Source organism: Sphingobium sp. (assembly GCF_032153725.1).
GTDB lineage: Bacteria > Pseudomonadota > Alphaproteobacteria > Sphingomonadales > Sphingomonadaceae > Sphingobium.
Window position 1 is genome coordinate 122,660 of record NZ_JALDYQ010000003.1, and the last position, 25,421, is coordinate 148,080.

Here is a 25,421-nt window from a genome sequence, read left to right on the forward strand (position 1 = left end):
GGCCATTTGCAGCCCATCACGGGCTGAAGCCCCACACACCCTAAACCACGACATCCTTCGCCACCCGCCCTGCGCCGCCAAAGACCCTCAAATAGCGCGCGATCTCCTCCGGCGCGCCGGTCGCCTTCGCCGGATTGTCGGACAGCTTCACCGCCGGCCGGCCATTGGCCTCCACCACCTTGCACACCAGCGAGATCGGATCGAGCCCGTCCGCCTCGAACGGCGCGCAGCCGCGAAAATCATTGGTCAGGTTCGTTCCCCAGCCAAAGCTCATCCTTACCCGCCCGGCGAAATGGCGATAGGTCGTCTCGATCGTGTCGACATCCATGCCGTCGGAGAAGATCAGCAGCCTGGAACGCGGATCGCGGCCCTTTTCCTGCCACCATCGGATGATCTGTTCGCCCCCGTCGATCGGCGGCGCGCTGTCGGGGCGGAAGCCGGTCCAGTCCGCGACCCAATCCGGCGCATTCTTCAGGAACGCCGTGGTCCCGAACGCGTCCGGCAGCGCGACCAGCAGATTGCCGCCATAATGGTTGCGCCAATCCTCCAGCACGCGATAGGGCACGGCGGCAAGCGCATCATCCCCTTCGGCCAGCGCCGCCAGCACCATGGGCAGTTCATGCGCATTGGTGCCGATCGCCTCCAGATCCGCATCCATCGCCAGCAGCACGTTGGATGAGCCGATGAAACGCTCGCCCAGCCCCTCCTTCAACGCCTCCACGCACCAGCGCTGCCAAAGGAAGCCATGGCGCCGCCGCGTGCCGAAGTCGGAAATGACGAGGTCGGGCAATTGCGCCAGCCGCTCCACCTTCTCCCACAGCTTCGCCTTGGCGCGGGCATAGAGCACGTCCAGCTCGAACCGCCCACGCTCCTTCATCGCCGCGCGGGAACGCAGTTCATTGATGATCGTCAGCGCCGGGATTTCCCACATGCTGCTATGCGTCCAGGCGCCGTGGAAGCGCAATTCATATTGGCCGTCGACCTTGCGCAGTTCATAATCGGGCAGCTGGAAATCGGCGAGCCAGGCGATGAAATCGGGCGCGAACATCTGCGCCTTGCCGTAGAAGCTGTTGCCTGCCAGCCAGATCAGTTCTTTCTTGCCGAAGCGGACGGAGCGGGCATGATCGAGTTGCGCGCGCAGTTCATCTTCATCGATGACATCGGCCAGCCGTACCGATCCGGTCCGATTGATCAGCTTGAAGGTCGCCTGCACGTCCGGATAGAGATGCCGGATCATCTGCAACATCAACAGCTTGTAGAAATCCGTGTCGAGCAGGCTGCGCACGATCGGATCGAGCCGCCAGTTGTGATTGTAGGTGCGCGTGGCGATATCGGTATGGACCATGGAAATCCCGTTCAGCCTGTGACCAGCGTCAGCTTATGCGCGGCGGGCGCGACTGTCAGCAGTCGTCCCCAGTCGAAATGGATATGGTCCTGCTCCATGCCGTCCGCAAAGATGGTGCCGCCCTCGTTCATGCGCGAGACGACCGCCAGGGCAGGCCCGGCCAGCTTGCCGCCGCGCAGGCTGGTGCCGGTGGCGATGCTGGGGAAAGGTTCCCGCACGAACCAGCCGACCGCCTGCTCCTCCGGCGTCAGCGCAACGCGCAGTCCGGTCGCCTCCATGATCGAGCGCGCCCAGCCGGTCGCCCCGGTGCCCGACGCGACGATAAGGCCGCTGGAGCTATGCTCCTCCTCCACGCCCTCGACGGTCAGGCGATAGCGCGCCGACTGGTGGCTGCGATGGCCGACGAAGATCTCGTTGAGCGCCAGCAGCCGCTCGCCCCCGTCCAGCACCGCCTGGACCATGGTACGATGCTCGACGGCGCCGTCGCCATGGGCAGCGGCGCGGAGCAGGCGGCCGATTCGATCGGGCGCGATCCGCACCAGCACGCCGTCATAGCGGTCCGGCGCTGGATTGACGCCCAGCACCGGCTGGCCCTCCAGATATTTGGCGACATTGGCGACAAGGCCATCTTGCCCGACCGCGACGATCACATCCTCCGGCCCGAACAGGAACCGGTCGAAATCGGCACGCCGCACCAACGCCTGCCGCCAATCCGCCGGCACCGATGCGCGGGCGGTCTTCAACGCCTCGGCAAAGCCGATGTGCATCGCCTCGACCGCATCGATCCGTTGCCCCCGGCTTTGCAAAAAAAAGCGCGCCTGCTCGCGCGTCGCATGGCGCGCGAGCAGCAGTTCATAGTCGGTTTCGCGCGTGACGAAGACGGCGCGGGGCGGGTTGGTGGGCATGGCGGTTCACCCCTGCGCCAGCGGCAGCACGCCGCCCCGCAACTCGCGCATCAATCCGGCGAGCAGGTCGGGCGTCACATTGACATGCTCGATCGTCTCAAGCTTGCCCGCCAGATCGCGCGCCGCCAGGCCCATCAGCACGGCGGGCGCCAGATCGCGATACACCGCCATATGGGCCAGCTCCGCTTCGGCCTTCGCGCTTTCGATCGCCCGGATGCGCGCAGCCTCCGCCTCTGCCTCGATCCGTTGCGCTTCCGCTTCGCCGGTGGCGCGGTTGCTGGCATTTTCCGCCTCCTGCGCGATCAGCAGCGTTTCGCGCCGGGCCAGCTCGGTCTTGTTGGCAAGTTCGTTTTCGGCGATTGCCCGCTCCTTCTCCACCGCCAGCGCGCGGCGTTCGAAGGTCGCTTCGTCCGCCTTCTGCTGCAACGCCTCGAAGGTCGGGGTCTGCAAGGCGCGTTCCAGTTCGCTGCTGGGCGCCAGATTGGCGAGCCGCACCGCGACCACGGCAATGCCGATCTCGGTCAGGCCGGGCGCGTTCGCCAGCGCCGTCTCGATCCGTACGCGCAAAGGCTCGATCCCGGCGTCGAGCAGGGCACGCACCGGCGCCTCCGCCAGATATTCCAGCGCCGCCTGATTGACGAGGCCGGTCAGCCGCGTCTCTATCCGCTCCAGCGGCTCGGCCTGCGGACGGCCCGTATTCAGGGCAAGGCTGAAATCGATGCGGCTCGCCAGCAATTCCGGGTCGACCACATGCCATGTCAGCATGCCCTGCACCGCGACCTGCTGGAAATCCTGACTGCGGCCCTTGACGAACAGGGTCGTTTCCCGATCATCCATGGGCAATTCGGCGATGCTGGCGGTTTCCGGACGGAACCAGAAGACAAGGCCCCGGCCGCTCTGCCGGACGCGGCCATTGCGATAGCGGATGACATGGCTGCTGGCGTCGCTGCGCAACTGCGCCAGGAAACCAAGGTTGCGGATCTGGGCCATGATGAACCTCCCTTCATGCGGTTCGGGGTTTGAAACGGAAAAGCTCGGCGGGGCGGAAGGACGAACCCGTCTCCCGCTCGCCCGTCGCCTCCAGCCAACCCTTGTCGAGCATGCGGCGGCGAAAGGCGGGCTTGTTGAGCGGAACGCCCAGGATCGCCTCATGCACATCCTGCAAGGCGCGCAGGGTGAAGCGATCGGGCAACAATGCGAAACCGACGGGCGAATAGTCGATCTTGCCGCGCAGCCGCAGCATGGCGAGGCCCAGTATATCGCCGTGATCGAAGGCGAGCGGCAACGGCCCATCCTCACCCATCGCGGCGACCGGCCCGCCGGTTTCGCCCGGCCAGTCAACCGCAATGCGCGTCAGCGTCAGGCCGCGATCCGCCTTCAGCGCGGCGGCAAAGCGATCGGCGGGCAACAGCGCGAAATAAGCGACCGAGATCACCCGCATGCGCGGATCGCGGTCGACGGCGCCGAAGCTGTAAAGCTGCTCGACATAGGCGTCGCCCATATGGGCTTTCTGGCCCAGGATACGGCGGGCCGCGTCATCCAGCGCCTCGTCGATCCGGACGAAGCCGCCCGGCAGCGCCCAGCGTCCGGCATGGGGATGCTCGTCCCTGCGCACCAGCAGCGCGGCGGGCGCGCCGTCGATCACCGACATCAGCACCAGATCGACCGCGACCGATGGCCGCTCATAGGCGGAAGGATCATAATCCTTGAGAAACAGGGCTTCGTCCTGAGTCATTGCCGCACCTTATATTCAAGATGCGCTTTACTTATGTTCGATTCGAATATATGTCAATCCCGGCTGGAAAGAGGAGGCGTGCAATGACCGGCTTCGTGATTGTCGTGGATATGCAGCGGGACTTTGTGATGCCCACCGGCGCCCTGCCCGTGCCGGATGCGGCGGCGTTGGTCGTACCGATGGAGCGCTGGCTCGCGGCACTCGACCCGCGCGAGGTGACGGGCGTGCTGATGACCTTCGACACGCATGTGCCCGATGTCTACGCCGGATCGCCCGAAGCGAAGCAATTCCCCGTCCATTGCGTGCGAGGCACGCCGGGCTGGGAGGGTGTGCTGCGTTTTGAGGCGCCCGTTCCGGTTTACACGCTGGAAAAGGGCGTTTTCGATATGTGGGCGGAACCGGGGTTGATGGTCCACGGGGCCGATGGACAGTCCTTCGACCGCGACGCCTTTTTCGAAGGGCTGGCGAAGAGCGCCGTGGATCGGGTGACGGTGGCAGGCGTCGCCACCGATTATTGCGTGCGCTGGGCGATAGAGGGGCTGCTGGCGCGCGGCTTCCGGGTGGAACTGCCAGCTTCGCTGACGCGCGGGATCGCCAAGGCAGCGGAAGAAGTGGCAGCGGAGATTGGCGGCGACCTGCTGTTGTTGAACTGACGCAAAATCCCCAATTTAAACGCAAACACTATGCCTTATCCTTCCCCCATGTCTCGAATTCAAACGCGCCTTTGCCTTAATTGAGCCCGGCAGACGATTCAGGTCCCGCATCCCGCGCGACATCTTCGCTGTGGGAGTTTTTGCATGCAGGACATCTTCTGGATCGGCCTGATCCTTCTCCTGTTGGCGGGCAGCCTCGGCTATGCCGCGCTCTGCGACCGGGCGTGAAGGGGAAGGCATATGACCATCGACCTGTGGCTCGCCGCGCTGACGGCTCTTGGCCTTCTCTTTTATCTGGTCGCGGTCCTCGCGCGGCCTGAACGCTTCTAGGAGGGGCATCCCATGACCTTTCAGGGATGGCTGCTGATTGCGGCTTTCACCGGCCTGCTGATCGCCCTTGCCAAGCCGGTCGGCCTTTGGCTGTTCGCGCTCTATGAAGGGCGTCGCACCCCGCTTCATGCCGTACTCGGTCCGGTCGAGCGCGGCTTCTATCGCCTCTCCGGCATCGATCCGGCGCAGGAGCAGGGCTGGCGCCGCTACGCCGTGCATATGCTGATCTTCAACGCGGCGCTGCTGCTGCTCACCTATGCCCTGTTGCGGATGCAGGACCTGCTGCCGCTCAACCCGCGGGGGTTCGGCGCCATCAGCGAACCCCTGGCCTTCAACACCGCGATCAGCTTCGCCACCAATAGCAATTGGCAGAGCTATGCCGGGGAATCGACGATGTCGAACCTCAGCCAGATGCTGGCGCTGACGATCCATAATTTCCTCTCCGCTGCGACGGGCATCGCATTGGCCTTCGCGCTGTTTCGCGGCTTTGGCAGGCGGGGCGCCGCCACGATCGGCAATTTCTGGGCCGATATCGTGCGCGTGACGCTCTATCTTCTGTTGCCGCTCTGTGTCGTCATCGCGTTCTTCGATATCGCGAGCGGCGTACCACAGACTCTGGCCGGATCAGTCGACGTCACCACATTGGAAGGCGTCAAGCAGACGCTCGCCCTCGGCCCCGTCGCCAGTCAGGAAGCGATCAAGATACTGGGCACCAATGGTGGCGGCTTCTTCAACGCCAACAGCGCCCATCCGTTCGAGAACCCGACCGCGCTCACCAATTTCGTGCAGATGCTGTTGATCTTCGCCATCGGCGCGGGCCTGACCTACGCCTTCGGCAAGGCAGTGGGGAATGTCCGTCAGGGCCGGGCGATCCTGGCCGCGATGATGATCCTATTCCTCGCCGGCGCCGCCATCGCTTACTGGCAGGAAGCCGCGGGCAATCCCATCCTCCATCATCTGGGCGTGCCCGGCGGCAATATGGAGGGCAAGGAAGTCCGCTTCGGCATCGCCGCGTCGGCGCTCTTCTCGATCGTCACCACGGCGGCGAGCTGCGGCGCGGTCAACGCCATGCATGACAGCTTCACCGCAATCGGCGGCCTCATACCATTGTTCAACATGCAGCTGGGCGAAGTGGTGATCGGCGGCGTGGGCGCGGGCATATACGGCTTCCTGCTGTTCGCCATCCTCGCCGTGTTCGTCGCGGGGCTGATGGTGGGCCGCACGCCCGAATATGTGGGCAAGAAGATCGAGAGCCGTGAGGTGAAGCTGGCAGTTCTGGCGATCGCCGTGCTGCCGCTGGTGATATTGGGCTTCACGGCGCTGGCGAGCGTGCTGCCGGCCGGGCTTGCGGGTCCGCTCAACAAGGGACCGCATGGATTCAGCGAAATCCTGTACGCCTTCACCAGTGCCGTTGCGAACAATGGATCGGCCTTTGCGGGGCTGAACGCCAACACGCCCTTCTACAACGGATTGCTGGGCGTCGCGATGTGGATCGGGCGGTTCTTCATCATCATTCCGATGCTGGCCATTGCGGGCAGCCTCGCCGCGAAGAAATACACCCCCGAAACGGCGGGCAGCTTCCCCACCACCGGGCCGCTCTGGACGGGGCTGCTGGTCGGCATCGTGCTGATCGTCGGCGGCCTCACCTTCCTGCCCGGCATCGCCCTTGGTCCCATTGCCGATCATCTCGCGATGATCCGTGGCCAGCTTTTCTGATCGGAACATCGTCATGGCACGCACCGCGTCAAAATCGCTCTTCACCGCCGGGCTGATCGGTCCGGCCTGTCGAGACGCCGTCCGCAAACTCAATCCGAAGGAGCTGATCCGCAATCCGGTGATGTTCACGACCGCCGTGGTGGCGGTGCTGCTGACGATCCTGCTGGCCGTCGGGCAGGATCGCCTCGCCATTGGTTTCAAGGCGCAACTGGTGGTCTGGCTCTGGCTGACGGTGCTGGCCGGCACCTTTGCCGAGGCGCTGGCCGAAGGGCGCGGCAAGGCGCAGGCCGCCTCGCTCCGCGCCGCCAAGGCAGACCTCACCGCCAAACGGATGAAGGGCGACGCGCTGGAAACCGTCCCTGCCAGCGCCCTCAAGATGGGCGATGTCGTGCTGGTCGAAACCGGCGACCTGATCCCCTCCGACGGTGAAGTCGTCCTGGGCGTCGCATCTGTCAACGAAGCCGCGATCACCGGCGAATCCGCACCCGTGATCCGCGAGGCGGGCGGCGACCGTAGCGCCGTGACCGCGGGCACCCGCGTCATTTCCGACCAGATCCGGGTGCGCGTGACGGCCCATCCGGGGCAGGGCTTCCTCGACCGCATGATCGCGCTTGTCGAAGGCGCGGAACGGCAAAAGACGCCCAATGAGATCGCCCTGACCCTGCTGCTGGTCGGCCTCACCATCATCTTCCTGATCGCGGTGGCGACCATTCCGGGCTTTGCCAGCTATGCGGGCGGCAGCGTGCCGGTGGCGATCCTCGCCGCGCTGCTGATCACGCTGATCCCGACCACCATAGCGGCGCTGCTGTCGGCGATCGGCATTGCGGGCATGGATCGGCTGGTACGCTTCAACGTCCTGGCCAAATCGGGCCGCGCGGTCGAGGCGGCGGGCGATATAGACACGCTGCTGCTCGACAAAACGGGCACCATCACCGTGGGCGATCGGCAGGCGACCGAATTCCGTCCGGTGGGCGGCGCGTCGCAGGCAGAACTGGCCGAAGCGGCGTTGCTTGCCAGCCTGGCCGATGAGACGCCGGAGGGACGCTCGATCGCGTCACTGGCGCGGGAAAAGTTCGGCCAGACCGCAACCGCCCTGCCAGCCGGTGCAGAGGTGATCCCCTTCACCGCCCAGACCCGCATTTCCGGCGTGCGATGGAATGGCAGCATCATCCAGAAGGGCGCGGTGGACAGCATATTGCGCGCCAATCCCGACCTTGGCACGGAAGCGCCCGTACAGGAATTGCGCCGCATCACGGACGAGATCGCCCGCGCAGGCGGCACGCCGCTGGCGGTGGCGAAGGACGGCAGGCTGCTGGGCGCGATCTTCCTCAAGGATATCGTGAAAGCCGGCATTCGCGAGCGTTTCGGGGAGTTGCGGCAAATGGGCATCCGCACGGTGATGATCACCGGCGACAATCCCCTGACCGCCGCCTCCATCGCCGCCGAGGCCGGGGTGGACGATTTCCTGGCCCAGGCGACGCCCGAGGACAAGCTGGCCCTGATCCGCAAGGAACAGCAGGGCGGACGTCTGGTCGCCATGTGTGGCGACGGCACCAATGACGCGCCCGCTCTGGCACAGGCGGATGTGGGGGTGGCGATGAACACCGGTACGCAGGCAGCGCGCGAGGCGGGCAATATGGTCGATCTGGACAGCGATCCGACCAAGCTGATCGAGATTGTGGGTCTGGGAAAGCAACTGCTCATGACGCGCGGCGCGCTCACCACTTTCTCGGTGGCGAACGACGTCGCCAAATATTTCGCGATCATCCCGGCCATGTTCGTGGGGTTCTACCCGGGGCTGGCGGTGCTCAACATCATGGGACTCGCCAGTCCGCAAAGTGCGATCCTCTCCGCGATCATCTTCAACGCACTGGTCATTCCGTGCCTTGTGCCGCTGGCATTGAGGGGCGTGACCTATCGTCCGATCGGCGCGGGGCCGCTGCTGGCAAGGAACCTTGCCGTTTACGGGCTGGGCGGTCTGGTCGCGCCTTTTGCGGGGATCAAGCTGATCGACCTTGCCGTGAACGGGCTGGGCCTCGCCTGACGCCACGAAAACGGAGAAAGAAGCATGTTCACCGACCTCAAATCCTCGCTTCGCCCGGCGCTTGCGATGACGCTGCTCTTCGCGCTGCTGCTGGGCATCGCCTATCCACTGGCGCTCACCGGCATCGGCCAGACCCTCTTCCCGCACCAGGCCAATGGCAGCCGGATCGAACAGAATGGCAAAACCATCGGCTCGGCCCTTATCGGCCAGAGCTTCATCAGCCCTCGCTACTTCCATTCCCGTCCCTCGGCGGCGGGCAAGGGTTATGACGGCCTCGCTTCCTCCGGCTCGAACCTTGGCCCCGCCAGCAGGGCGCTGGCCGACCGGGTCGCGCGGGACGTCCAGACCCTGCATTCAGCCGGGCGCCCCATTCCGTCCGATCTGGTGACAGCCTCCGCATCGGGACTGGACCCCCATATCAGCCCCGATGCAGCCTTTTATCAGGTCGACCGGATCGCCAGAGCGCGCGGCCTGCCCTCCCATCAGGTCCGCGGGCTGGTCGAACAGAGCATCGAGCAACCGATCCTCGGTTTCCTGGGAGAAGCGCGCGTCAATGTCCTCGAAATCAATCGACGGCTGGACCGGATCGGCGCTAATCAGCATCCATGAACCACCCCGACCGCCGCGATCCCGAAGCCTTTCTGCGTCAGGCGGCGCAGGAAGGCCGCGGCCGTCTGAAAATCTTCCTCGGCGCGGCGCCGGGGGTCGGCAAGACCTATGAAATGCTGATCGACGGGATGCAACGCCTGAAAGCCGGCGTCGACGTGGTGGTGGGCGTGGTCGAAACCCATGGCCGCCGCGAAACCGAAGCATTGCTGTCCGGTCACGACGTCATCCCCCGTCAGGAGGTCGACCATCAGGGCCACCGCCTCGCGGAAATGGATATCGACGCCATATTGGCTCGCCACCCCCAGCTCGTGCTGGTCGACGAACTGGCCCATACGAACGCAACGGGCAGCCGCCATCCCAAACGCTATCAGGATATAGAGGAACTGCTGGAAGCAGGGATCGACGTCTATTCGACGGTCAACATCCAGCATGTCGAAAGCCTGAACGACATCGTCGCCTCCTTCACCCGCGTCCGGGTGCGCGAGACGGTGCCGGACTCCATCCTTGAAATGGCGGAGATCGAGGTGGTCGACATTCCACCCGACGAACTGATCGAGCGGTTGAAGGACGGCAAGGTTTATATTCCCGCCGAGGCCAGCCGGGCGCTCAATCATTTCTTCTCCAAATCCAACCTGACCGCGCTGCGGTAAATGGCGCTGCGCCGCGCGGCGCAGGCGGTCGATGCGCAGATGCTGGACTATGTCCGCGCCCATGCGCTGGCGGGCAGCTTCGCGGCGGGCGAGCGCATCGTCGTGGCGATCAGCGAACTGCCCAGCGCCCAGGGCCTGGTCCGCGCCGCCAAGCGGTTGGCCGATGCGCTGAAGGCTCCCTGGACGGCTGTGCATATCGAAACGCGGCGCAGCCTTCAGTTCACGGCGGAGGAGCGGGCGCATCTGGCCGACACCATGGCGCTCGCGTCGCGGCTGGGCGCCACCACCGCCACCATCCCCGCGCCCGGCGTGGTCGAGGGGCTGCGTCAATATGCGGCCGACGCCCGCGCCACCCAGATCGTGATCGGCAAGGCCGCCCGCAGCTGGTGGTTCGAACTGCGCCATGGATCGGTGGTTGACCGGCTGGTCAGGGACTCCGACGGCTTTGGGGGGGATGTCGCGATCCACGTGCTGCCGGGAGATGACGGCGCGCGCGTCCATGGCGCCGCTGCCGCGCATGCGGGACCCTGGGGCAAGCCCGCCGATTATATCTGGTCGACGCTGATGATCGCATTGATGACCGCGATCGGGCGCCTGGCCGTCGAAACCATCGCGCTGGGCAATATCGCGCTGCTCTATCTGGTGCCGGTGATGTTCGCCGCCGCCTCCTTCGGCCTGCGGGCGGGGCTGTTCGCGGGGCTATTGTCCAGCCTTGCCTATAATTTCTTCTTCCTGCCGCCAACCGGTACGCTGACCGTCGCCAATCCGGAAAACGTCATCAGCATCCTCATCCTGCTGGGCGTCGCCATCGTCACCAGCCAGTTCGCGGCCCGTGTCCGCGCTCAGGCCGACCTTGCCCATGGCAGCGCGCGCCAGAACGCCGCGCTTGCCGGTTTTTCCCGCCAGCTGACCGCCGCTGCCAGTCAGGATGAGCTGATGCACGCCATCTGCGGCGAAGTCGGCCGCCTGTTCGACGTGCGCACCGTCCTGCTGCTCCCTTCGCCCGATGGTCCGCAACTGCGCGCAGCCGTGCCGCCGGAGGACCGGCTGGAGCAGATCGAGAAAGCCGCCGCGCAATGGGCGATGGACAATGAGCAGCCCGCCGGGCGCGGTTCCTCCACCCTCACGGCGTCGGACTGGCTGTTCCACCCGCTGCGCACGACACGGGGTGTGCTGGGCGTGCTGGGGCTGGCGCGGGAGGATGCGGCCGAGCCGTTGCGGTCGGATCAGGTGCCGCTGCTGATGAGCCTGCTCGACCAGGCGTCCATCGCCTTCGACCGCCTGGCGTTGGAGGAGGAGATGCTGGACGCCCGCCAGATCCGCGAGCGCGACCGGCTGCGTTCCGCCCTGCTCTCCTCGGTCAGCCATGATTTGCGCACGCCGCTCACCACCATCATCTCCGCAGTGCATGAACTCAGGCGCCAGCACCCTTCCGACCTTGCCGACACGGTGGAGGCGGAGGCGCAACGGCTGGCCCGCTTCGTCGCCAATCTGCTCGACATGGTGCGGGTGGAGGCCGGCGCGCTGGCCCTGAAGGTCGAACCGATCGACCTGTTCGACGCGGTCGCGGGGGCCGTGCATGACACCCGCCAACCGCTGGCCGGGCATGAAGTGAGGGTCGATATATTGCCCGACATTCCGCTGGTGCGGGCCGATCCGACGCTGCTGCACCATATCCTCATCAACCTGCTGGACAATGCGGGGCGCTATGCCGATCCCGACACGCCCGTCACCATAAGAGGCCGGCGCTTGCCCGATGCGATCACCTTGTCCGTGATCGATGAAGGCCCGGGAATCCCGGCCGGAAGCGAAACCCGCGTCTTCGACACCTTCACCCGCATGGAGGGGTCCGACCGGGCCAAGCATGGCACCGGCCTTGGCCTTGCCATCGTCAAGGGTTTTGCCGAGGCGATGGGCCTTTCGGTATCCGCCGCCAACCATTCCGATCCGCTCGGCGCCTGCTTCATTTTGCGCTTTCCGCAAGCGCTGATCCTATCCCCCCTGCCTGACGAGGACTGACATGAGAGAACTGGGCATGACCACCCGTCACAAGGTTCTGATCATCGATGACGAATTGCAGATCCGCCGCCTGATCCATGCGGCGCTTGCCCGTGCCGACTATGCCACGGTGGAGGCCGGCAATGCGCGCGAGGCGCTGGCGAAACTGCGTGAGGAAAAGCCTGACATCAGCCTGCTCGACCTGGGCCTGCCCGACCGCGACGGGCTGGAGCTGGTGCCGCTGATCAAGCAGCATTCGGACACCTGCCTGATCGTCATATCGGCGCGCGATGCGACCGAGCAGAAGGTGGCGGCGCTTGACCTGGGCGCGGACGACTATCTGACCAAGCCCTTCGATACCGACGAACTGCTTGCCCGGGTGCGGGTCGCGCTGCGCAACCGGATGACCAGGGATGGCGGGGTTTCGGCGGTTCGCGCGGGGGATGTGACGATCGATCTGATGGCGCGGATCGTGACCAGGGGCGGGCAGGAGGTCCATCTGACGCCAAAGGAATATGGCGTGCTGGCGCAGCTCGCGAAATTTCCGGGGCGGGTGATCACGCACCAGCAGATCATGGCACAGGTCTGGCCGCATGAGCATGAACATCATGTCGAATATCTGCGGGTGCTGGTGCGGACTCTGCGGCAGAAGCTGGAGGATGATCCGCAGCAGCCGCGGATCATCGTGAATGAATTGGGGATCGGATATCGGTTGCGGGAAGGGGATGGTGGAGAAGGCGGGTCAAATCTCCACCTGCGATCCTAGCTCCACCACCCGGTTCGTCGGCAGCTTGAAGAAATCCATCGGCGTCACCGCATTGCGCATCATCCAGGCGAACAGCTTTTCCCGCCAGATCGCCATGCCCGGCTTTTCGGACGGGATCAGCGTCTGACGGCTGAGGAAATAGCTGGTCTGGCTGATATTGATCGGTCCCCCGCAGCCGTTCACCGCCTTCATCGCGGCGGGAATGTCGACTTCCTCCATGAAACCATGGCGCAGCACCACGCGGTAGAACCCCGCCCCCAGATCGCTCACCTCCGAACGCCCGGTCAGCGGCAGATTCGGCACTCCCTCCGTCCGCACCGTCAGGATGATGACGCGTTCGTGCAGCACCTTGTTATGCTTCACATTATGCAACAGCGCCGGCGGCACGCCCTCTACCCGGGAGTTCAAGAAGATCGCCGTTCCCGGCACGCGTTTCAGGGAACGGGAAACGGACTGGATGAACAGATCCACATCCATCGCGCCTTCCATCAGATAGAAATTCATGATCTTCCGGCCAGTGGACCAGGTGGTAAGGACGAGGAAGACCACCGCCGCCACCAGCAGCGGGAACCAGCCGCCATCGGAAATCTTGGTCGCGTTGGACAGGAAATAGACGCCGTCGACCGCCAGGAACAGCCCCGTCACCACGCCCCCCAGCATGCGGTTCCAGCGCCACACGCTGAAGGTCAGCACGCCCATCATGCAGGTGGTGATGACCATGGTGCCAGTGACGGCGATGCCATAGGCTGCCGCCAGATTGCTCGACGACTGGAAGCCCAGCACCAGCAGCACGACGAAAAACAGCAACGCCCAGTTGACCAGCGGCACATAGATTTGCCCCGCCGCCGAAGCGCTGGTATGAGCAATCTTGAGCCGGGGCAGGAAACCCAGTTGCACCGCCTGCTGCGTTACCGAAAAAGCGCCGGAAATCACCGCCTGACTGGCTATGACGGTGGCCAGCGTCGCCAATATCACCAGCGGCAGCCGCGCCCAGTCCGGCGCCAGCAGGAAGAAGGGATTTTCTGCGGCCGCAGGCAGGTCGAGCAGCAGCGCGCCCTGCCCCATATAGTTAAGCAACAAACAGGGAAAGGCGGCATAGAGCCATGCGATGCTGATCGCCTTGCGCCCGAAATGCCCCATGTCGGCATAAAGCGCCTCCGCCCCGGTCACTGCCAGCACCACGGAGCCGAGCGCCAGAAAGGCCAGCTTCGCATCGAGCATGAAGAAATGCACCGCCCACATCGGATTGATGATGCCGACGATCGCCGGATGCCGCGCGATGTTAAGGATGCCGAGCGCCGCCAGCACCAGGAAATAGACCGCCATGACCGGCCCGAACAGCGCCCCCACCCGCGCCGTGCCATGCGCCTGGATCAGGAACAGGCCGATCAGGATGACGATGGCGATGGGCAGGACGAAGGGCGCGAAACCGTCATTCACCACCTCCAGCCCCTCGACCGCCGACAGGACGGAAACGGCCGGCGTGATGATCGCGTCGCCATAGAAGAGCGCGGCCGCCAATACGCCCAATATGGCGATGGTCGGCGTCCAGCGCGTTTCCCCCAGCCTGCGGGAAATCAGCGCGAGAAGCGCCATGCTGCCGCCCTCGCCATGATTGTCGGCGCGCATGATGATGAAGACATATTTGACCGTGACGATCAGCGTCATCGTCCAGAAAACCAGCGAGAGAACGCCATGGATATGGGCCGGATCGACCGCCAGCGGATGATGGCCGACGAAGCTTTCCTTCAGCGCATAGAGCGGGGATGTGCCGATATCACCGAACACCACGCCGAGCGCACCCAATGCCAGCAGCGACAGCTTGCCCTGCGGATGGCCGTGGCCCGTCCCATCGTCCGATCGATCCGTCATGCCGCCATTACCCCGTTACCCGACCCGCCCTTCGCACAAAGCCGCATAGGTTTTCCAGCGGAGCTTTATGCGATCGGCATAGGATTCGCATAGGATCGACCGATCCTTCGACCGAATATTATGCAATTTCAATGGAAACAGCGCTCTCCCGCTCTCGATAAGCTATGCGATGATGGATAAATGAACCTCCTCCCCGGAAAGGAGGATGTCGCCATGACGCCCTGGCATGACCATATCACCGCGAAGATCGGCCTGCGCATCGCGGGCCTGATGCTGCTGGGTTCCGCCTGGCCCGAGGAAGGCCTGTTGCACCGGCTGGTCATGGCCCGTCCGGCAGCGGAGATGAGCGTCACGCAATTTCTGCTCGCCGCGCTTCTGTTTCTCAGCGCCACTGCCGGGGTCGCGCTGACGGCCATGGGACCCCGCCTGTGGAAACCGGCCAAGCTGTCCGCCCGCTGGTCCAGTTGCAGCCCGAAACAGGGCGCGGTCTTCCACCAGAAAAATGCCAGCTGCCCCATCAAGGGCAGCTAGCAGGAAGGGTGCTACAGCGGAAGGGAGGATCAGAAGCTGTAGCGGACCCCGAAATTGAATTGACGGCCGCTGTGGGTCAGCACGTTGAGGCGGTTCGTCTCATCCACGAACTGATCGTTCCTTTCATCGGTCAGGTTGATCGCCTCGATGCTGAGTTTCAGCTTTTCGGTGAGGTTGTAGCTGGCCTGGGCATCGACGTTCAGCGTGCTGTTGGTGCCATTATAGGCGTTGCCTTCCGTCCCCGGCACGGCGGTCAGATATTTGGAGCGATAGGCGACCGACCCGCGGACCTGGAACTTTTCCGTCTCGAAATAGAGCGTGGCATTGGCGGCCTGTTTGGAAAGGCCCACCAGCGGCGCGGTGACTGACGTGCCGCCGGTCGCGGAGGTCAGATATTCGATGTTGGATTTGACATAGGTATAGTTGGCCAACACCCCGAAATGCGACAGGAAACCCGGCAGGAAACTGAAGGGCTGCTGGATGTTGATCTCGAAGCCCTTTAATATGCCGCCGTCCGAATTGACCGGCTGGCTGACGATGAAGATGTCGCTGGGCGACGCGGTGGTGCCGGCCAGCAGCGAATCCGGCAGGCCAAGGCTGCTATAAGGCACGCCGACGCTCAGGGTCTGGGCAAAGCTGCCGATATCCTTGCGGAAGGCGGAAATGGCATAGATCGCGCCCTGCATCGGATACCATTCGATCGAGGCATCGAGATTCTTGGACGATGTAGGCTTCAGGTCAGGATTGCCGGAGCTGAAGCTGCGATTGCCGCCCGACACGTTGAGATTGCCGCCCGGCGTCAGAGAGGCGATGCCGGCGCGGGCCAGCGTCTTGGCGGCGGCGAAGCGGACTTGCAGATTGTCGGTGATGTTGCCGACCAGGTTCAGCGAAGGCAGCCAGCGATGATAGCTGCGGTCGGCGCTGACCAGATTGATTGACGACCCCTGGCTGGCATAGCCGGTCGAGAACTGGTCCGTCTTGACATAGCGCAGGCCGATATCGCCGCGAATGGGGACGCCGGCGGTGTCCCGAAGGTTGAACTGCGCCATGCCCCATGCGCCGGTGTCTTCCTCGGTCACGGTGATATAGGAACCGCGCGCCGTGGCGTTTTCAATGCCGCCGGTGGCGTAGAGCGGGTTGCCGTAAATGCCGCCCTGGCTGATGAAGGCGTCGAGGTTCGGCACGATCCAGGCAGTCGGCGTCCCCGACGGCACGTTCAACCCCTTGCCGAAACCGGAGAAGAGCGTCGTCATGCCTGCCAGCTGGGCCTGCGTGAGCGGCGCCACCACGGTTTCGCCCGACAGGCGGCGGCGCTCGGTGGAACCATATTCGAACTTGCGCCAGTCAAGACCCGCCTTCAGCGTCAGGCCGTCGATCGCCTCCCATTCGACATGGCCCTTGGCGGTGGTGAAGGCATTGCTGACGGTCTGGGGCCGGATGCGGACTTCGGACGTGCCGTTGATGAAGCTCCACGAAGCCGGATTGGCGACATCCACGCCCGGCTGGATATTCGGGAAGCGGGTCGAGAAATCATATTGGAAATTGCCGGTGTTGATCGCATCGATCGTCACCGTGGTCTGGATCGGGTTGGTGAATTCCGAACTGGCATAGCCGGCCATGGCCGAAACCTTCAGCCGGTCGGTGAACTGATGATCGACCGAGCCGGTGACCTGATAAAATTCCGTCTTCAGCACATCGTAGCGCGACTGGGAACGCAGATCGACATTGTCGAACCGGCCGCTGATGATGTTGTTGTCTTCATCCACCACGCCGTCGCGGATGATGGTCTGCGGCTTGCCAGTGCCCGAACGGCTGAAGCTGATCGCCTGCAACTGCGCTTCCTTGCGGCTGCCGTCCAGGCGCGAATAAAGACCGTCGAGCGAGATCAGCGTGCGGTCGGTCGGCTTGAACTGGATCGATCCGGCCGCGCCCAGGCGCTGCTGCGAAATATCATAGCTCACAAGGCCGGGGATGCGTGGATGGAACAGCGCCGTGTCCGGGTTCGCATTGTTGATCTGGGCAAGGGTGTAGCCCGGCAGGGTCGAGGCCGCGTTGAAGCCGCCATTGAAGCCGCCATAGGTCCAGCGCGTGATATTGGCGCCCTCTTCCTTGATCTTGCGCTCTTCATAGGCGACCGAGAGCAGCACGCCGAAGCGGCCATCGTCGCTTTGCGTCGCGACCAGGCCCGACAGGCGCGGCGTCGTCTTTTCACGAAGGTCATTATAACTGGCAGCGGCCGAGAGGACTGCCGTGGGCTTGCGATAATCAAGCGGGCGGGAGGTTTGCAGGTCGACCGTGCCGCCCAGCGACCCTTCCTCCACGTCCGCCGTCGCTGTCTTGCGCACCGACAAATTGCTGAACAGGTCGGAAGAGAAGATGTTGAAATCGAAACCGCGTCCCCGGTTCACGCCGCCCGAATTGTCGGTGCCGCCGGTGGTGCCGATCGCTTCCATGCCGTTGATGCGGACGCGGGTATATTCCGGGCCAAGGCCGCGCACGGAGATATTGCGCCCCTCGCCATTGACGCGGCTGATCGCGACGCCGGGAATGCGCTGGAGCGATTCCGCCAGGTTCAGGTCGGGAAATTCGGCAATGTCCTCCGCCTTGATCGCATCGACCGTGGCGGTTTCGTTGCGCTTGACGTTCAGCGCGCTGTTGAGGCTGGCGCGAAAGCCCGTGACGACGATATCGGTGACTTCGGCCGATGGCTGCTGCGGCGCGACCTGCTCCTGAGCGTGAATATGGGGAGCCAGGGCAATCGTCGCGATCGCGCTCGACAGGCTCAACATGGATTTCAGTCGACAGGCGCCGTTCATGGCCTTCTCACTCCCCTAATCGTCATTGCCCGGCCTTGGGACCGGATTGGCACCCTTTCGATAGACCGGGCGGAGTTGCGAATGCCAACCTCAATCTGGCATGAATCGATGCACAGCTTGCACAGATCGCTGACAGACACCGGTAAGCCATCCCCGATTATGCCAAGAACTGGCTGGATCATGCCGCATTTGGACTTGGACCGAAGCCGCCTACGCGTCTAGCGTGTCGGTCCTTGTCTTATTGACCGCCCCGGCAGACGGGCGGCGCCATCAGGAGAGCGTTTCTTGTCCGACGCAGCCGCCATTTCGACCCCGAAAACCTCTGCCAGCCAGCGTCCGACCTATGTGCGGCACAGGATCATCGTGCTGATCTTCCTGATCACCTCGATCAACTATGCGGATCGCGCAACCTTCTCTATCGCGGGCAATGCGGCGGGCGGCGAACTGGGCCTGTCGCCCGTGCAGACGGGGTTCATCCTGTCCGCTTTCGCATGGGCCTATGTGCTGGCGCAGATTCCCGGCGGCGCATTGCTGGACCGGTTCGGTACCAAGAAGATCTATGCCGGCGCCATCGCCATCTGGTCGATCTTCACGGCGATGCAGGGGATGGTTGGGCTGATCGCCGGACTGCCGGTGGTCGCGACCCTGTTCGCGTTGCGCTTTCTGGTGGGCGCGGCGGAGGCGCCCTCCTTCCCCGGCAATGCGCGGCTGGTGGCGGCCTGGTTTCCCGGCGCGGAACGGGGCACGGCTTCGGCCATCTTCAACAGCGCGCAATATTTCTCGCTGGTGGTATTCGCGCCGTTGATGGGTTGGCTGGTGCACAGCTTCGGCTGGCGCGCGGTGTTCTGGGTGATGGGGGCGCTGGGGCTGGCGGCGACGGCGATATTCCTGCGCTTCATCCATAGCCCTGCGCGGCATCCGTCGATCAACGCGGCGGAACTGGCCCATATCGAGGCGGGCGGTGGCCTCATCTCCATGGAGGATGCAAGCGCCCGCGCGGTACGGACACCCACCTTCACCTGGACAAATGTGCGGCAATTGCTGGCGAACCGGATGATGCTGGGCATCTATCTCGGCCAATATTGCATCAATGTACTGACCTATTTCTTCGTGACCTGGTTTCCGATCTATCTGGTGAAGGAGCGCGGCCTCAACATCATGGAGGCGGGCTTTGCCGCCGCTGCCCCGGCGCTTTGCGGTTTTGCGGGCGGGCTTGCGGGCGGCTATTTTTCGGACCTGATCCTCAAACGAACCGGCTCGCTCGACCTGGCACGCAAGGGGCCGCTGGTGGTCGGCATGGCGCTGGCGACGATGATCATCGCCTGCGTCTGGGTCGACGCGGAATGGCTGGCGGTGACGCTGATGGCGGTCGCCTTCTTCGGCAAGGGGATCGCTTCGCTCGGCTGGGCGGTGATGGCCGACGTCGCGCCCAGACAGCTGGCTGGATTGTCCGGCGGCGTATTCAACATGTTTGGCAATATCGCCGGAATCGTAACGCCGATCGTGGTCGGCTATATCGTCGCGGCGACCGGATCGTTCGATCTGGCGCTGGTTTTCGTGGGGGCGCATTGCCTGCTCACGATCTTCGCCTTCACCGTCATCGTGGGTCCGATCCGTCGGCTGGAGTTGGCGTGATGCGGGTGGATCGACGGACTTTCCTGTCCGGGACCATGGGAACCGCGGCAAAGCTGACCCTCCCCGCGCAGGCGCGAACGATTCCGACGGTCCTCGTCGCGGACAGGCCCATGGCGGCGCCCCAATGGGCGAAGATGCAACGCCGATTGCTGGACGCCAATGCAGCGGCCTGCGAGGCTTTTTACGCGAAATATGTCGATCATCGGGATCATCTGAAGGTGTTCGAACGCTGGGGCGCGAATGACGGTCCCGATGACGCGGCGGAGGCGACGAACGATTGGTTCCTGCTCCACGCACTGGGCGGCAGCGACCGGATCAGGACTCTCGCCAGCCGCTTCTGGGAAGGCCATTTGCGGCAATTCACCGCTGCGCGCACCGTCGACGTGCCGATCGCGCGACAGGGCATGTATTATCGGGAATTTCCCGCACAGATGGACTGGCAGCATAATGCCGAGGGGCTGACCAGCTTCAACGTCATGGGATTGTCCATTCCGCGCGACGCAAAGCTGCGGGCGCGAACGCGACGCTATGCGGATTTCTATACCGGGCGCGATCCGGAGGTCCGGAACTATGATCCCCGGCTGCGGATGATGCGCAGCCTGCTCAACGGCAGCCGGGGGCCGATGCTGCGGCAGGCGACGCCGCTGGATTGGGCCGGCGACCCTTTCGATCCCACGCCGTTCCATATGGAGCATGGCGAAAGGACCTACGGCCAGACATTGGATCATTATGCCGAATATGGGGCAGTGATCGGCGACAACCCGCTGAACCTGCAGGCAACGACGCTGGGTCTTAATGCCTATGCGTTGGGCGGCGGTGAGCGGTTCCGGCGCTGGGCGCTCGATTATCTGGACGCCTGGGCCGAGCGGGCAACGAAGAATGGCGATCTGTTTCCCAGCTTCGTGCGACCCGACGGCACCGTCGGCGATGATTGGTGGAAGGGCGTCTATGGCTGGGGCTTTTCTCCCATCGTGCCGATGACCGGCAAGCGGGAGGACCGCAACCGCGTGCCCCGCGCGATCACCGCGTTCATGGGCGCCGTGCTGATGAGTGGCGACCTTGCCTATATCGACCTGTGGCGGCGACAGATGGCGCGGCTGAACAATGCCGCGCGCAGGGTGGACGGGGTCCTGAGCGCTCCGACCATGTATGGCGCGGACGGCTGGTATGGCTGGATGCCGGGCCGCTATCGCACCAATGGCTTTGAGATTTGGTATATGTCGCAGCGGGCCGAGGACCGCGAGGCGGCTGGTGACGATCCATGGATCGCCTTTCTGGAAGGACGCAATGCCGGATATCCGGAACAGGCACTGGGCGCAGACCTGAAGCGCGTGGCCGACCGGGTCGCCGCGCGGGAGAAGGACAGTACCACGGCACGGACCCGGTTGGCGGACTGGCCGATCGACATCAACCCGGCGAGCGTCCGCAGTCTGGTGCAGTTGATGACCGGCGGGCTGCATATCGCGCGGCCGCCCTGGTCGAAGTCATCCCCGGCGCAGGGGGGCGTGCCCTTGCATTGCCGGTTGCGCTATTTCGATCCGGCGGCGCGACGCGCGGGGGTTCCGGCGGATGTCGGCGCTTTGGTGCATCGGCTGGATGATCGGGCGACGGACGTGACGTTGATCAATATCGGACGGGAAGTCCGGACGGTGACGGTGCAGGGCGGCGCCTATGCCGAACACCGGATCGACGCGGCGAGGATGGAAGGGCGGACCCTGCCCCTGGGGGGACGGGATTTCACGCTGCGGCTGGAACCGGGGTGCGGCGTTCGGCTGGAACTGGCGATGACGCGCTTTGCCCACCGGCCTACTCTGGCTTTTCCGTGGGATCGGTGAGCCTGGCAAAGCCGCGATGATTCGGCGGCCGAGTTCATCCATCGTGTCGATATTGTTTCATAATATGGGCAAAATTGTAACGATACTCAAAAAACAACCCTGTTTCCACGCGGTTTGAAACGGTTTTTCACCAAGGCACTGATAAAAGCGTTTCATGATCACATCCGATATGAAACGTCCCGATGGCGCAGCTGAAGATTGGATAATCCCGCAAAACTGGAGCGCTTACACGTCGCAGGAGCATGCGATGTGGGACAGGCTTTTCGATCGGCAGGCCAAAATGCTCCCCAATCGCGTGGTCAAGGAATTCATGGACGGCCTTGACGTCCTGCGCATGACCAAGCCGGGCATTCCCGATTTCGATGAACTGTCGGAACGCTTGATGAAGCTTACCGGCTGGCAGGTCGTTGCCGTGCCGGGCCTCGTTCCCGACCGGCTGTTCTTCGAGCACCTGGCGAACCGGCGCTTCGTCGCTGGCCGCTTCATCCGCACGCCGGAACAGCTTGACTATCTACAGGAGCCGGACATTTTCCATGATGTCTTCGGCCATGTTCCGCTGCTGGCCAATCCGGTTTTCGCCGATTACATGCAGGCCTATGGCGAAGGCGGCCTGCGCGCGGACGGTTTCGGGTCCATCGACAATCTCGCTCGCCTCTATTGGTACACTGTTGAATTCGGGCTGATACGACAGGACGACGCGCTGAAGCTCTATGGCGCGGGGATCGTGTCATCCTATGGAGAATCGATCTTCGCGCTGGACGATCCTTCGCCCAACCGTCTGGGGTTCGATCTCAAGCGGTTGATGCGCACCCAATATCGCATCGACGACTATCAGCAGACCTATTTCGTGATCGACAGTTTCGAAGATCTGCTGCGACAAACGATCGAAACGGACTTCGCTCCGCTGTATCGCGAACTCCAACACGAAACCGATCTGGAAGTCGCCACCGTTCTGCCGGAAGACAGGGTCCATGCCATGGGCACGCAGGCTTATGCCCGTGCAAGGGAAATCGCATGACAAATGCCATCGCAACCACTCGTCCGGAGGGTGATGAGGACATGTTCGCCGCCCTTGTCGCGCAACCGGCCGACGCGCTTCTGGGCCTGATTGCACTTTACCGGGACGACCAGCGAACAGCCAAAATCGATCTGGGCGTCGGCGTATTCCGCACGGATGACGGCCGAACCCCGGTGATGCGGGCAGTCAAGGCTGCCGAAAAGCGGCTGATCCATGAGCAGACCTCCAAATCCTATCTGGGCGCGGAGGGTGACGTCGCTTACACCGATCTGCTGGGCGAGGTCGTGCTGGGCCCGGAAATGGCCCGATCAGACCGGATCACGGGCGTCCAGACCCCCGGCGGCACCGGCGCGCTGCGCCTGGGCGCCGAACTGCTGAAGCGTGCGCGTCCCAACGCCACCGTCTGGATCGGCACCCCCACCTGGCCCAATCACGGGCCGATCTTCATTGAGGCGGGCATGGCGGTCCGGGCGCATCGCTTCTACGATGTGGCGAGCGCGACGATCGATTTCGACGCGATGCTGGAGGATCTGGAACGGGCGGCCGCGGGCGACATCGTCCTCTTCCATGGCTGTTGCCACAACCCGACAGGCGCAGCGCTGTCGATGCAACAGTGGCAGGCCATCGCGGATTTGTGCGCGGAACGGAACCTCCTTCCCTTGATCGACCTTGCCTATCAGGGTCTGGGCGATGACCTGGAGGGAGATGCGGCGGCGACCCGTTTCCTGTTCGCCAAACTGCCTTCGGCCATTCTGGCCTATAGTTGCGACAAGAATTTCGGCCTGTATCGCGAGCGCGTCGGCGCGCTCTGGGTCCAGGCCCCCTCGCCTGCCTCGATCGCGGTCGTTCGCGGCAACATGCTATCGCTGGCGCGCAGTTTATGGTCGATGCCGCCGGACCATGGCGCGGCGATCGTCCGCACCATATTGGGATCGCCGGTGCTTCGCGACGACTGGATGAGCGAGCTTGCCGAGATGCGCGGCCGGATCAACCTGTTGCGCAGCGCGCTGGCGGCGGCACATCCCGACCTTGCCTTCATCGGTGATCAGCGGGGCATGTTCGCCATGCTTCCCATCGGCGCGGACGCCGTCGTGGCGATGCGCCGGAACAGCGGCATCTACATGGCCGGGAACGGCCGCATCAACATCGCAGGCCTGACCGTCCAGAATATTCCCGCTTTTGTCGCTGGCCTCACGCCGCATCTCTGCAACCGGATGCCGATGCATGACGGATAGCGACAGCAGGGTTATCGTGACGCCCGCAGGCGTGAAACTCTGTCGGGCAAGCGAACTGCCGGAGGGCAAGGCGCGCAACTTCGTGCTTCAGATGCGCAGCGGCCGCTTTCACGGTTTCGTCGTGCGAACCGGCGATCAGGCCAGCGGCTATGTCGACCGCTGCCCGCATGTCGGGTTGCCGCTCGCGCAGAGGCTGGATGATTATCTGACGCCCGATGGCGGTCACATAGCCTGTAGCTGGCACGGCGCGCTTTTCGAGAAGCATGATGGCCATTGCGTGGGCGGCCCCTGCACCGGCCAGTCCCTTACCCCATGGAAGGTCGTGGTCGAGAACGGCTGGATAGTGACTGGATAGTCAGTCCTGCCGCCACTGATCAGCCCACAGTCCCGCGCCCTCAACGGCGTGGTTCTTTTCCTGACCAACAACGCCTGAGGCCATCATGACCCTGCCCTTATCAAAAGCACAATTGGACGCAGCCCTAGCAGAATTGGTGGACTGGACTTATGACAAGGAGCGCGGCGCGCTCTATCGTCAGATCAAATTCGGCGACTTCTCGCAAGCGATAGGCTTCATGATGCGCGTCGCTCTGGAGGCGGAACGGGCCGATCACCACCCCGAATGGAGCAATGTCTGCAACAAGGTCGATATTTGGCTCACGACGCATGATGCAGGGGACGTTTCGAGCCGGGACGTCGCGCTTGCCCATTTCATGAATCGCCTTGCGGGCAGCGGTTCATGAACACAGGAAAAGGCGCCCGTGCCGATCGGGCCGATGATCATCAGCCCGATCCCTTCATGAGTTGACCTGAACCAGGGGACTACCGACCTCGACCGGACGCGGCTGCCTGCAAACAGGACGCCTCCGCGCTATCGAAGGTATTCTTCAGAAGGCAGGCGATGGTCATGGGTCCGACCCCGCCCGGCACCGGTGTGATGGCCGATGCCACCTGCGCGACTTCGGCAAATCGGGCGTCCCCGACGATCCGGGGCTTTCCACTGGATTCGTCGATCACCCGGTTGATGCCCACATCAATGACGACCGCGCCCGGCTTGACCCATGAACCGCGGATCAGCCCCGGCGCGCCGGCCGCGACGACCAGAATGTCGGCCTGCACGACCAGTTCGGGTAGATTGCGGGTGTGGATATGCGCAATGCTCACCGTACAGCGCGCCTGCAACAGCAATTGCGCCATCGGCCGGCCGACGATGTGCGAACATCCCACCACGACGGCATGCAGGCCTTCCAGATTGCCGACATGATCGGACAGCAGCATCATGCATCCCATGGGGGTGCAGGGGACCAGCCCCGCCCGCCCCAGCGCAAGCTTGCCCGTATTCACGACATGAAAGCCGTCCACATCCTTCAGCGGACTGATCCGCTCCAGCACGCGAGTGGCGCCGATATGGCCCGGCAATGGAAGTTGTACCAATATTCCATGCACGGATGGATCAATATTCAGCCGGTCGATCAAATCCAGCAATTCCATCTCGTCGACTTCGGACGGAAGTTTGAAGCTCAGCGAGCGCATGCCGACTTCTTCCGTCTGCTCGATCTTGCGTCGTACATAAATTGCGCTGGCAGGATCATTGCCGATCAGAATGGTCGCAAGCGTGGGAACGATTCCATATGCGGCGGCGAGATTGCGGGTGTCCGTGGCGATATCTGCCCTGAGTCTTTCAGCGCGTGCTTTTCCATCGATGATGCTGGCGTTCATGAATGACTCCAG

At 63.7% G+C, this 25,421-nt stretch carries 20 protein-coding genes and 1 pseudogene; 14 read left to right on the forward strand and 7 right to left on the reverse strand.

The features are described 5' to 3' along the window. Window positions 1–40 precede the first annotated feature (40 nt). The 4 genes from pncB to RUH75_RS02315 are packed head-to-tail and all read right to left on the reverse strand — an operon-like array spanning window position 41 to window position 3,985. Window positions 41–1,345, reverse strand: coding sequence for a nicotinate phosphoribosyltransferase (gene pncB / locus RUH75_RS02300; protein ID WP_313801777.1), 1,305 nt, complete (start codon window positions 1,343–1,345; stop codon window positions 41–43). A gap of 11 nt (window positions 1,346–1,356) precedes the next feature. Next, the gene (locus RUH75_RS02305; protein ID WP_313801779.1) at window positions 1,357–2,250 is read right to left on the reverse strand and encodes a hypothetical protein; all 894 of its coding nucleotides are present in this window, start codon (window positions 2,248–2,250) and stop codon (window positions 1,357–1,359) included. Window positions 2,251–2,256: 6 nt separating this feature from the next. Continuing rightward, window positions 2,257–3,240 (reverse strand): SPFH domain-containing protein, encoded by a 984-nt coding sequence (locus RUH75_RS02310; protein ID WP_313801781.1) that lies wholly within the window; start codon window positions 3,238–3,240, stop codon window positions 2,257–2,259. A gap of 13 nt (window positions 3,241–3,253) precedes the next feature. Then, window positions 3,254–3,985, reverse strand: a complete 732-nt coding sequence (locus RUH75_RS02315) for an NUDIX hydrolase (RefSeq protein ID WP_313801783.1) — start codon at window positions 3,983–3,985, stop codon at window positions 3,254–3,256. A gap of 83 nt (window positions 3,986–4,068) precedes the next feature. Here RUH75_RS02315 and RUH75_RS02320 point away from each other — a divergent pair, with 83 nt between their 5' ends. From RUH75_RS02320 to RUH75_RS02350, 7 genes and pseudogenes are all read left to right on the forward strand, one after another. After that, entirely contained in the window at window positions 4,069–4,638 is a 570-nt protein-coding gene (locus RUH75_RS02320) for an isochorismatase family protein (RefSeq protein ID WP_313801785.1), read from the forward strand. A gap of 240 nt (window positions 4,639–4,878) precedes the next feature. Continuing rightward, the gene (locus RUH75_RS02325) at window positions 4,879–4,968 is read left to right on the forward strand and encodes a potassium-transporting ATPase subunit F (RefSeq protein WP_313801787.1); all 90 of its coding nucleotides are present in this window, start codon (window positions 4,879–4,881) and stop codon (window positions 4,966–4,968) included. 12 nt (window positions 4,969–4,980) lie between these two features. Beyond that, window positions 4,981–6,684 (forward strand): potassium-transporting ATPase subunit KdpA, encoded by a 1,704-nt coding sequence (gene kdpA, locus RUH75_RS02330; RefSeq protein WP_313801789.1) that lies wholly within the window; start codon window positions 4,981–4,983, stop codon window positions 6,682–6,684. A gap of 13 nt (window positions 6,685–6,697) precedes the next feature. Beyond that, entirely contained in the window at window positions 6,698–8,728 is a 2,031-nt protein-coding gene (gene kdpB / locus RUH75_RS02335) for a potassium-transporting ATPase subunit KdpB (protein ID WP_313801845.1), read from the forward strand. Between the two features lie 24 nt (window positions 8,729–8,752). After that, complete coding sequence (kdpC, locus tag RUH75_RS02340) at window positions 8,753–9,337, forward strand: potassium-transporting ATPase subunit KdpC (protein WP_313801791.1); 585 nt, start codon at window positions 8,753–8,755, stop codon at window positions 9,335–9,337. Further along, window positions 9,334–12,006 (forward strand): annotated as a pseudogene (locus RUH75_RS02345) (DUF4118 domain-containing protein). The gene kdpC and the pseudogene RUH75_RS02345 overlap by 4 nt, the downstream one beginning before the upstream one ends. A 16-nt stretch (window positions 12,007–12,022) precedes the next feature. Next, on the forward strand, window positions 12,023–12,751 hold the full coding sequence (locus tag RUH75_RS02350; protein WP_313801793.1) for a response regulator transcription factor: 729 nt from the start codon (window positions 12,023–12,025) through the stop codon (window positions 12,749–12,751). Here the strand turns inward: RUH75_RS02350 and RUH75_RS02355 are convergent. Continuing rightward, complete coding sequence (locus RUH75_RS02355; protein WP_313801795.1) at window positions 12,728–14,623, reverse strand: potassium transporter Kup; 1,896 nt, start codon at window positions 14,621–14,623, stop codon at window positions 12,728–12,730. The two genes, RUH75_RS02350 and RUH75_RS02355, sit on opposite strands and share 24 nt — an antisense overlap. A 213-nt stretch (window positions 14,624–14,836) precedes the next feature. Between RUH75_RS02355 and RUH75_RS02360 the strand changes: the two genes are divergently transcribed. Continuing rightward, window positions 14,837–15,154 (forward strand): hypothetical protein, encoded by a 318-nt coding sequence (locus RUH75_RS02360; protein WP_313801797.1) that lies wholly within the window; start codon window positions 14,837–14,839, stop codon window positions 15,152–15,154. A 29-nt stretch (window positions 15,155–15,183) separates the two neighbouring features. On the opposite strand, the gene RUH75_RS02365 is transcribed toward RUH75_RS02360, so the two are convergent. Then, entirely contained in the window at window positions 15,184–17,970 is a 2,787-nt protein-coding gene (locus RUH75_RS02365) for a TonB-dependent receptor (protein ID WP_313801799.1), read from the reverse strand. Window positions 17,971–18,255: 285 nt separating this feature from the next. Between RUH75_RS02365 and RUH75_RS02370 the strand changes: the two genes are divergently transcribed. From RUH75_RS02370 to RUH75_RS02395, 6 genes are all read left to right on the forward strand, one after another. Further along, window positions 18,256–19,605 carry an MFS transporter gene (locus RUH75_RS02370; RefSeq protein WP_313801801.1) on the forward strand — a complete coding sequence of 450 codons (1,350 nt, stop codon included), beginning with the start codon at window positions 18,256–18,258 and terminating at the stop codon, window positions 19,603–19,605. Continuing rightward, complete coding sequence (locus RUH75_RS02375; protein WP_313801848.1) at window positions 19,605–21,440, forward strand: hypothetical protein; 1,836 nt, start codon at window positions 19,605–19,607, stop codon at window positions 21,438–21,440. Before RUH75_RS02370 ends, RUH75_RS02375 begins: the two co-directional genes overlap by 1 nt. Window positions 21,441–21,594: 154 nt before the next feature. Continuing rightward, window positions 21,595–22,458 carry a phenylalanine 4-monooxygenase gene (gene phhA, locus RUH75_RS02380; protein WP_313801803.1) on the forward strand — a complete coding sequence of 288 codons (864 nt, stop codon included), beginning with the start codon at window positions 21,595–21,597 and terminating at the stop codon, window positions 22,456–22,458. Then, window positions 22,455–23,693 carry an amino acid aminotransferase gene (locus RUH75_RS02385; protein WP_313801805.1) on the forward strand — a complete coding sequence of 413 codons (1,239 nt, stop codon included), beginning with the start codon at window positions 22,455–22,457 and terminating at the stop codon, window positions 23,691–23,693. The genes phhA and RUH75_RS02385 overlap by 4 nt, the downstream gene beginning before the upstream one ends. Continuing rightward, complete coding sequence (locus tag RUH75_RS02390; protein WP_313801807.1) at window positions 23,683–24,048, forward strand: Rieske (2Fe-2S) protein; 366 nt, start codon at window positions 23,683–23,685, stop codon at window positions 24,046–24,048. The genes RUH75_RS02385 and RUH75_RS02390 overlap by 11 nt, the downstream gene beginning before the upstream one ends. An 85-nt stretch (window positions 24,049–24,133) precedes the next feature. After that, window positions 24,134–24,433, forward strand: coding sequence for a 4a-hydroxytetrahydrobiopterin dehydratase (locus RUH75_RS02395; RefSeq protein WP_313801809.1), 300 nt, complete (start codon window positions 24,134–24,136; stop codon window positions 24,431–24,433). 79 nt (window positions 24,434–24,512) lie between these two features. Here the strand turns inward: RUH75_RS02395 and folD are convergent, their stop codons facing one another. Next, entirely contained in the window at window positions 24,513–25,409 is an 897-nt protein-coding gene (folD, locus tag RUH75_RS02400) for a bifunctional methylenetetrahydrofolate dehydrogenase/methenyltetrahydrofolate cyclohydrolase FolD (RefSeq protein ID WP_313801811.1), read from the reverse strand. Window positions 25,410–25,421: the final 12 nt, after the last annotated feature.

Bases quoted from the DNA above. Each gene is read 5' to 3' on its own strand.
- pncB (WP_313801777.1), bottom strand. From the start codon at position 1,345: ATGGTCCATACCGATATCGCCACGCGCACCTACAATCACAACTGGCGG.
- RUH75_RS02305 (WP_313801779.1), bottom strand. From the start codon at position 2,250: ATGCCCACCAACCCGCCCCGCGCCGTCTTCGTCACGCGCGAAACCGAC.
- RUH75_RS02310 (WP_313801781.1), bottom strand. From the start codon at position 3,240: ATGGCCCAGATCCGCAACCTTGGTTTCCTGGCGCAGTTGCGCAGCGAC.
- RUH75_RS02315 (WP_313801783.1), bottom strand. From the start codon at position 3,985: ATGACTCAGGACGAAGCCCTGTTTCTCAAGGATTATGATCCTTCCGCC.
- RUH75_RS02320 (WP_313801785.1), top strand. From the start codon at position 4,069: ATGACCGGCTTCGTGATTGTCGTGGATATGCAGCGGGACTTTGTGATG.
- RUH75_RS02325 (WP_313801787.1), top strand. From the start codon at position 4,879: ATGACCATCGACCTGTGGCTCGCCGCGCTGACGGCTCTTGGCCTTCTC.
- kdpA (WP_313801789.1), top strand. From the start codon at position 4,981: ATGACCTTTCAGGGATGGCTGCTGATTGCGGCTTTCACCGGCCTGCTG.
- kdpB (WP_313801845.1), top strand. From the start codon at position 6,698: ATGGCACGCACCGCGTCAAAATCGCTCTTCACCGCCGGGCTGATCGGT.
- kdpC (WP_313801791.1), top strand. From the start codon at position 8,753: ATGTTCACCGACCTCAAATCCTCGCTTCGCCCGGCGCTTGCGATGACG.
- RUH75_RS02350 (WP_313801793.1), top strand. From the start codon at position 12,023: ATGACCACCCGTCACAAGGTTCTGATCATCGATGACGAATTGCAGATC.
- RUH75_RS02355 (WP_313801795.1), bottom strand. From the start codon at position 14,623: ATGACGGATCGATCGGACGATGGGACGGGCCACGGCCATCCGCAGGGC.
- RUH75_RS02360 (WP_313801797.1), top strand. From the start codon at position 14,837: ATGACGCCCTGGCATGACCATATCACCGCGAAGATCGGCCTGCGCATC.
- RUH75_RS02365 (WP_313801799.1), bottom strand. From the start codon at position 17,970: ATGAACGGCGCCTGTCGACTGAAATCCATGTTGAGCCTGTCGAGCGCG.
- RUH75_RS02375 (WP_313801848.1), top strand. From the start codon at position 19,605: ATGCGGGTGGATCGACGGACTTTCCTGTCCGGGACCATGGGAACCGCG.
- phhA (WP_313801803.1), top strand. From the start codon at position 21,595: ATGATCACATCCGATATGAAACGTCCCGATGGCGCAGCTGAAGATTGG.
- RUH75_RS02385 (WP_313801805.1), top strand. From the start codon at position 22,455: ATGACAAATGCCATCGCAACCACTCGTCCGGAGGGTGATGAGGACATG.
- RUH75_RS02390 (WP_313801807.1), top strand. From the start codon at position 23,683: ATGACGGATAGCGACAGCAGGGTTATCGTGACGCCCGCAGGCGTGAAA.
- RUH75_RS02395 (WP_313801809.1), top strand. From the start codon at position 24,134: ATGACCCTGCCCTTATCAAAAGCACAATTGGACGCAGCCCTAGCAGAA.
- folD (WP_313801811.1), bottom strand. From the start codon at position 25,409: ATGAACGCCAGCATCATCGATGGAAAAGCACGCGCTGAAAGACTCAGG.